This is a genomic window from uncultured Oscillibacter sp. (genome assembly GCF_910584465.1).
Taxonomy (GTDB): domain Bacteria; phylum Bacillota; class Clostridia; order Oscillospirales; family Oscillospiraceae; genus Oscillibacter.
The window spans coordinates 1-7,225 of record NZ_CAJUBK010000086.1 but is presented as its reverse complement, the minus strand read 5'-3'; the positions used below and the strand labels follow the sequence as shown (position 1 = coordinate 7,225).

The window sequence follows — 7,225 nt, the reverse complement described above, 5'->3', positions numbered from 1 at the left end:
CCTCCTGGACGATGTTCTCCGAGAAGGCGGAGGAGGCCGCCAGCAGCTGGCTGTCGGCGGTGGACATGGTGGCGGCCAGGATGCCCGCCAGGATGCAGCCCGCGATGACGGCGGGGAACACGCCGTAAGACGACAGCAGGTCGGACAGGCGCACGATGATGGTCTCCGTGGCGCTGCCCTCCAGGAAGGGCACCCGGCCCGTGGCGGACACGGCGTGGCCCACGATGCCGATGAACACCGCCACGCCCATGGAGAGCACCACCCAGGTGCCCGCGATGCGGCGGGAGAGGGTCAGCTCGTCCTCGTCCCGGATCGCCATGAAGCGGACCAGGATGTGGGGCATCCCGAAATAGCCCAGGCCCCAGGCCAGCATGGAGATGATGCGGATGAAGCCATAGGGGGCCGCCCCGCCGGTGGAGACGTCATAGGTCTGCGTGAAGCTCAGGAACCCGGGGAGCTCCTGGGCGTGGGCGATGACGGCGTCCAGCCCCCCGGCCTGGACGATGCCGAAGACCACGATGACGGCCAGGGCGGCGGTCATGATGACGGACTGGATCAGATCCATGGTGGCCACGGCGCTGAAGCCGCCGATGGAGGTATAGCTGATGATGACGATGGCCCCGATGACGGCGGCGGCCATGTAGTCCCAGCCGAAGAGGCTGTTGAAGAGCTTGCCGATGGCCGCCAGGCCGGAGGCCACGTAGGGCACGAAGAAGATCAGGATGATCAGGGCGGAGATGCACATGATCACGGGCTTCTCCTCGCCATAGCGCTTGGAGATGAAGCTGGGGATGGTGATGGCGTCCAGCTTGACGCTGTAGCGGCGGAGCTTCTTGGCCACCAGCAGGAAGTTCAGATAGGTGCCGATGGCCAGGCCGATGGCGGTCCAGCTGGCGTCCGCCACACCGCTGAGGTACGCCAGCCCCGGGATACCCATGAGCAGATAGCTGCTCATGTCGGAAGCCTCGGCGCTCATGGCGGTGACCAGGGGGCCGATGCCCCGGCCCCCGAGGTAGAAGCCCTCGGCGCTCTTCTTGGAACGGCGGCCGATCATCACGCCCGTGAAGATCACGAAGCAGAGGTACAGGATGATGGTGGCCATGATGCAGATCTGTGCGGTAGACATACTCTCTCTCCTTTATCGGTTCAGTGGGTGCTATCATAGCACACTTTTTACTAGAACGAAAGACAGAACGAAGTATAGAACGCAGTCTATACCTCGTTCTGTGGAAATCCGATAAGATCTCGAAACGGCAGGCCTTTCCAGCTGTACGATCATTAGGCGAGATCCCCGTCGAAGATCATGATCCCTCCTCAGCCCCGCCAGCTCTCCAGGAACATGGGGGTCATGGCGTCGGTGTAGGCGACCAACGAGTATCCCCCGCCGCACAGGCACCAGTCGTACAGCAGGGCCCGCTCCCAGAGGGCGTATGCCTTGACGATCTCGTTCACCGTCCGGTCCGCCCGGAGCTGGCCCGCCTGCTGGCCCTCGGCGATGATCTTCCGCAGGAGCTTGAAATAGGTGCGGTCCCGGTCCAGGAGGTGCTTCTCCCCCCGGGCGAAGAGCTGGGTGGCCAGCAGCCGGGCCAGCAGGTCCAGGGAGACGCTGCCGTCGATCATGGCGAAGAGCTCGTGGTTCAGATAGGCCAGCTTGCCCACGGCGTCCAGGGCGGGGTCCATGGCGGGGGCCAGCTCCTCGTATTTCTCGTCGAAGACGTTGGACAGGGTGCCCAGCAGGGCGTCCTTCCCGTCGAAGTAATGGTAGAAGGAGCCCTTGGAGGTCTCGGACTCGAAGACGATGTCCTCGATCGTGGTGTCCTCATAGCCCTGCTCGTAAAAGAGCTTCCAGGCGGCGGAGATGATGCGGCCCTTGGTGTTGCGGGCGTTCTTCCTCGGCATGGGGGCCTCCTTTCCCGGGGGGATCTGCGGCCGGCGGCCCGGGGCGGGGCCGTCCGGACGGAGAGGGAGGGGCACGGCGCCCCCTCCCGCTGATACTGATATACCATACTTCCCCGCCCCTGTCAATGACCGCCCCCTCCGTCCCGCGCAGGTTTTGCAAGGTTTTCAGCACGTTCTCCGGTGTTCATCCGCATAGAGTGCGTTTATAATAGGACCAGATAAGGAGGGGGCCCATGAGATTCTGGAAAATGAACGGAGCCGGGAACGACTTCATCATCCTCAACGGTCTGGAGGAGCGCCTGCCCCAAGAGGCCCTGCCCCAGATCGCCCGTGGGCTGTGCCGGCGGCGGCTGTCCGTCGGGGCCGACGGGCTGATGGTCGTGACCGCTCCCACCCAGGGCGGCGACTTCAGGATGCTGTTCTTCAACTCCGACGGCAGCGCGGGGGAGATGTGCGGCAACGGCGCCCGGTGCATCTGCCGCTACGGCTATGAGAACGGCCTCGCCGGGGAGGTCCAGACCGTGGAGACCACCGCCGGCATCGTGACGGGGCGCCGGATCGACCGGCGGCTCTACCGGATCCGGCTCAACGATCCCACCACCGTCCGCCTGGACTGCCCGGTGGAGGTGGACGGTGTGCGGTACGCCTGCTCTTACGTGGAGCTGGGGGACCCGGGGCTGCCCCACGCGGTGGTCCCTTACCGCGGCCTGCGGGACGCCGGCGAGGACGGGCTGCGGGAGCTGGGGCGGAAGATCCGCTGGGACCCCGCCTTCCCCAAGGGGGCCAACGTGAACTTCTACGAGCTGGAAGGGGAGGACCGCTTCTTCGAGCGGACCTTCGAGCGGGGGGTGGAGGACTTCACCTACGCCTGCGGCACGGGCACCGGGGCCGTCACCGCCGTGCTGGCCCTGCGGGGGGAGGTCAGCGGCCGGCAGGTCCGGGCGGACATGACCGGCGGCACGCTGGTCGTCGACGCGGAGCGGGCCCATGGCCGGATCGCGGAGCTGTCCCTCACCGGGCCCACCAACATCGTGTGCAGGGGCGAGATCACGGACGAGGACCTGACCTGGTGATCGTCCGAGCGGAAAAACAGGAGGGAATCATGGAAAAGAGATCCATCGCGAAGAACTATGCCTTTTTGGCCGTCATGCTGGGCGCCATGATCTTGGGCGCGGTCCTGGGCTGGGCCTGGCCCGCCGAGGTGGACGGGGAGGGAGGCGTCATCTCCGGCACCGGGGCCACCGTCCTCAAGCCCCTTGGCACCGTGTTCATCAACCTGATGTTCTGCGTCGTGGTGCCCATGGTCTTCGCCTCCATCTCCAGCGCCGTGGCGAACATGGAGAGCCGGAAGCGGGCGGGGAAGATCATGGGCGTCACCGTGGGGACCTTCGTGGTCACGGGCGCCATCGCCGCCGTGATCATGTACGTGCTGATGATGCTCTTCCCGCCGGTGCCCGCCGCCTGGACGGACCTGGCCGCCGAGGAGATGGGCGAGTACGCCACCCTGCCGGACATGATCGTCAACTTCTTCACCGCCAGCGACTTCAGCGGCCTGCTGACCCGCCGGGCCATGCTGCCCCTGATCGTGTTCTCCCTGCTCTTCGGCTTCGCCGTGAACCTCAACGGGGGGAAGGAGACCCCCGTGGGCCGGTTCCTGGACGATCTGGCGGGGGTCATGCTGAAGTTCGTGAAGATCATCACCTACTATGCCCCCATCGCGTTCTTCGGCTTCTTCGCCGACCTCGTCGCCACCTACGGGCCCCAGATCACGGAGAACTACGCCCGGGCCCTGGCGGTGTACTATCCCCTCTGTTTCGTCTACATCTTCACGGCGTGGCCCCTCTTCGCCCGGTTCGGCGGCGGCAAGGGGGCCGCGGGGGTCATGTTCCGCCACATCACCAAGCCCGCCGTGGTCTCCCTGGGCACCTGCTCGTCGGTGGCCACCATCCCCACGAACATGGAGGAGGCCGCCGCCACCGGCATCCGCAAGGACGTGGCCGACATGGTGCTCCCCCTGGGCGCGACGATGCACATGGACGGGTCCTGCTTCTCCTGCGTGCTGAAGATCGCCTTCGTGCTGGGGGTCTTCGGCCAGCGGCTGGACCTGGGGATGCTGATCCCCGTGGTGCTGGTGGCGGTGCTCAGCTCCGTGGGCATGAGCGGCGTCCCCGGCGGCGGGTACATCGGCGAGTATATCATCTGCTCCATCTTCTTCCCCAGCCAGATGGAGATCGCCTTCCCCATCCTGGTGGTCATCGGCAACCTGGTGGACCCCCCGGCCACCATGATCAACGCCGCGGGGGACTACGTGACCTGCTTCATCGTCTCCCGCTTCGTGGACGGGAAGGACTGGCTGCAAAGACAGCTCAGGAAGTGAGCCCCGGGACGGGCCCCAGGGCCGGCGGGGAGGGGGAGGCCCCCCTCCGCCGGCCCCTTTTTCCACAGGGGCCCGTCCCGTGAGCGGATACCGCCCCCCGCCGGATGCCCGGCGGGGGCGGCTCCTTTGGTCCCCTCCGCCGGAGCCCTTGGAGCCCTTCCATGCCCCCATCTCCTCCCTGCCCCTGGATCTCCCAGTGACCTCTGCCTATCTCATCCGGCATCTCCCCGGTCTTTTTAGGGCACGGACCTCATTTTCGGCGCATACCGTTGCAGACCATCCTAAGACGTGGTATCATGGGCTCCTAGGACGATGATAGGAGGGAGGCGGACCCAAAACCTATGATCAAGAGATCGGATAGATCCTGGCTGGTCATCCTGACCGTCCTCAACGCCCTCGTACTGCTGGACTTCCTGAGGATCTGCCTGGGGATGCGGGTGCCGGAGCAGGCGGACTCGTTCTCCTCCGGACGGGCGGCCCTCCTGCAGTTCTGTGTATCGATCTTGAACATAGCCGGCATCATGGCGATCGACTTCCATGGATCTTCGGACGGCCATCCGGTCCTCCCCGCCCCACCGAAAGCAGGGCTCATCTTTTGGAGCACGGTCCTCGTCTTGTGCTGCGTCCTCCCGCATTCCTGCCCTCCTTCCTGGTCCCGGTCCCTGCCGGAGCTGCCTACCGCGCTGATCACCGCCATCTACTTTTTCTACCGGCTTTTCATCGGCCTTTACAAGCGGGCGGAACGGCGCGGCCACGGGCCGGACCGCCGGTGATGCGGGGAACGTCTTTCGTCCCGGATGAGGAAGGAGCCATACGGAAGCTGACGGGGACGCAGTGACTGTATCGCACAGATCCCGCTCCCCCACACACAGGCGGTACGCCGTTCCTGAAGCGGACTGCCGGAGCGTCAAACGCGGAGGGAGGGCCGGACGGCGGGATGGGAGCGTATGTGCGGGAGACCTCTTTGAGGTCTCCCGCACGGTTTTTACCGATACGGTCCCGGGACCTTTTCAAGATCCCGGAGACTCTCCCGCCTGTCGAAAAACTTTCCGGCAGATGGACGGACCGCGGCAGGCCGGGATGGCCCGCCGCGGTCCGTTCGACCGGGGAGACGCCGTCCCCCCAGGGGACTCAGGCGTCATCGTGGTGCTCCGCGTAGAACGCGTCGTAGTCCGCCAGCATCTCCACCAGGAGCTTCGGCGTGTCCAGCTCGTAAGGGCAGCGGCTCTTGCAGGCGTCACAGTGGATGCACTCCTCGATCTTGTGCATCTTGGCCCGCCACTCGTCGGTCATGTACGGCTGATAGGGCGAACGGCGGAGCAGGGCGGACATCCGGGCCGCCTGGGGGATGTCGATCCCGGCGGAGCAGGGCAGGCAGTACCCGCAGGAGCGGCAGAAGCTCCCTGCCAGGTCCTTCCGGTCCGCCTCGATGACGGCCCGGAGCTCCGGCGTCATATGGGGGTCCCGCTCCGTCAGCTCCAGCCACTGGTCCAGCTCCTCCTCCCGCTGGATCCCCCAGATGGGCACCACGCCGGGGTGCTCCCGCATGAAGGCGTAGCACGCCTCGGCGTTGTTGAGGAGCCCGCCGGAGAGGCCCTTCATGGCGATGAAGCCCATGTCGGCCTCCCTGCACGCCTCCACCAGGCCCAGCTCCTTGTCCGTGGTCAGGTAGCAGAAGGGGAACTGGAGGGTCTCGAAGTCCCCGGAGGCCACGGCCTCCCGGGCGACGTGGAGGCGGTGGTTCGTGATGCCGATGTGGCGGATGTAGCCCTTCTCCTTCATCTCCAGGGCGGCGGCGAAGGGGCCGTCCGGGTCGCTGATATCCGGCAGCTCGGCCGGGTTGTGGAACTGGAAGAGGTCGATGTAGTCCGTCCGCAGGGCGCGGAGGCTCTGCTCGATGTGGGCCAGGACGGTCTTTTTGTCCCTGCCGCCGCTCTTGGTGGAGATGACGACGTCCTGCCGGACCCCCTCCAGGGCCTCGCCCAGCTTCTCCTCGCTGTCGGTGTAGGCGTTGGCCGTGTCGAAGTAGTCGATCCCGCTGTCATAGGCCCGGCGGACCAGCTTCACCGCGTCGGCCTTGGGGATGCGCTGGATGGGCAGGGCGCCGAAGGCCGTCCTCCCCACCAGCAGCTCCGTGCGGCCAAGTCTCACTTTTTCCATAGATCCTCCTTATCCGCGGACAGGGGCGGACGCCCCCGGTCCGAACGGCGCGGGGAGCCCGCCGGGCCTCCCACGCATATCCTCCCCGCCGGCCCGGTCCCCGCGTCCCCCCCGCGGGCCGGAGCGGCTCCTGTTTCACATGAAACATGCGCCGGGGCGTCAGAAATCCGGGCCGCAGCTGTTGGTCAGGGCCTCCAGGATCTGATAGCGGTCCATCTGGAAGGACTTGGTCATCGCCAGGGCCTCCTCCATGTCCATGTCCGCCAGGCGGCCGTCCAGGATGCCGACGATCCGGTTGCCCTCGCCCTCGGCCAGGACCTTCACCGCCTCGTAGCCCATGCGGCTGGCGGTCTCCCGGTCCCGGGCGGTGGGGGAGCCGCCCCGCTGGATGTGGCCCAGCACGGTGACGCGGGGGTCGATGCCCAGCTCGTCGTGGATGCGCTGGCTGATCTCGATGGCGCTGCCCGCGCCCTCGGCCACGACCACCATGTAATGCGTCGTCCCCGCCAGGCGGGCCCGGCGGATCTTCTCCACGATGTCCCGCTCGAAGTCCGGCTCCCGCTCGGGGATGAGCACGGCGGTGGCGCCCACGGAGATGCCCACGTACAGCGCCAGGTATCCGGCGTGGCGGCCCATGACCTCCACCACGGAGCAGCGCTCGTGGGACTGCATGGTGTCTCGCAGCTTGTCGATGCATTCAATGGCGGTGTTGCAGGCGGTGTCAAAGCCGATGGTGTAGTGGGAGCAGCCGATGTCGTTGTCGATGGTGGCGGGGATGCCCACCACCCG

At 66.4% G+C, this 7,225-nt stretch carries 7 protein-coding genes; 3 read left to right on the top strand and 4 right to left on the bottom strand.

Annotation, left to right across the window (positions count from 1 at the left end):
• The coding region (locus QZ332_RS12550) for a sodium/proline symporter (RefSeq protein WP_295766023.1) at nucleotides 1-1,126 on the bottom strand (1,126 nt) is incomplete at its 3' end.
• Between the two features lie 188 nt (nucleotides 1,127-1,314).
• The gene (locus tag QZ332_RS12545) at nucleotides 1,315-1,899 is read right to left on the bottom strand and encodes a TetR/AcrR family transcriptional regulator (protein WP_295766020.1); all 585 of its coding nucleotides are present in this window, start codon (nucleotides 1,897-1,899) and stop codon (nucleotides 1,315-1,317) included.
• A 233-nt stretch (nucleotides 1,900-2,132) separates the two neighbouring features.
• Here QZ332_RS12545 and dapF point away from each other — a divergent pair, with 233 nt between their 5' ends.
• From dapF to QZ332_RS12530, 3 genes are all read left to right on the top strand, one after another.
• Entirely contained in the window at nucleotides 2,133-2,972 is an 840-nt protein-coding gene (gene dapF / locus QZ332_RS12540) for a diaminopimelate epimerase (protein WP_295766016.1), read from the top strand.
• Between the two features lie 29 nt (nucleotides 2,973-3,001).
• Nucleotides 3,002-4,276 carry a dicarboxylate/amino acid:cation symporter gene (locus tag QZ332_RS12535; RefSeq protein ID WP_295766013.1) on the top strand — a complete coding sequence of 425 codons (1,275 nt, stop codon included), beginning with the start codon at nucleotides 3,002-3,004 and terminating at the stop codon, nucleotides 4,274-4,276.
• 341 nt (nucleotides 4,277-4,617) lie between these two features.
• Nucleotides 4,618-5,049: a hypothetical protein gene (locus QZ332_RS12530; protein WP_295766010.1), complete on the top strand. Its 432-nt coding sequence runs from the start codon at nucleotides 4,618-4,620 to the stop codon at nucleotides 5,047-5,049.
• Nucleotides 5,050-5,407: 358 nt separating this feature from the next.
• On the opposite strand, the gene QZ332_RS12525 is transcribed toward QZ332_RS12530, so the two are convergent.
• Nucleotides 5,408-6,436 (bottom strand): aldo/keto reductase, encoded by a 1,029-nt coding sequence (locus QZ332_RS12525; RefSeq protein WP_295766007.1) that lies wholly within the window; start codon nucleotides 6,434-6,436, stop codon nucleotides 5,408-5,410.
• Nucleotides 6,437-6,595: 159 nt separating this feature from the next.
• A partial coding sequence (locus tag QZ332_RS12520) for a 6-phosphofructokinase (protein ID WP_295766004.1) occupies nucleotides 6,596-7,225 on the bottom strand: 630 nt, incomplete at its 5' end.

Coding starts and splice junctions, on each gene's coding strand:
- dapF (WP_295766016.1), top strand. CDS start 2,133: ATGAGATTCTGGAAAATGAACGGAGCCGGGAACGACTTCATCATCCTC.
- QZ332_RS12535 (WP_295766013.1), top strand. CDS start 3,002: ATGGAAAAGAGATCCATCGCGAAGAACTATGCCTTTTTGGCCGTCATG.
- QZ332_RS12525 (WP_295766007.1), bottom strand. CDS start 6,436: ATGGAAAAAGTGAGACTTGGCCGCACGGAGCTGCTGGTGGGGAGGACG.
- QZ332_RS12530 (WP_295766010.1), top strand. CDS start 4,618: ATGATCAAGAGATCGGATAGATCCTGGCTGGTCATCCTGACCGTCCTC.
- QZ332_RS12545 (WP_295766020.1), bottom strand. CDS start 1,899: ATGCCGAGGAAGAACGCCCGCAACACCAAGGGCCGCATCATCTCCGCC.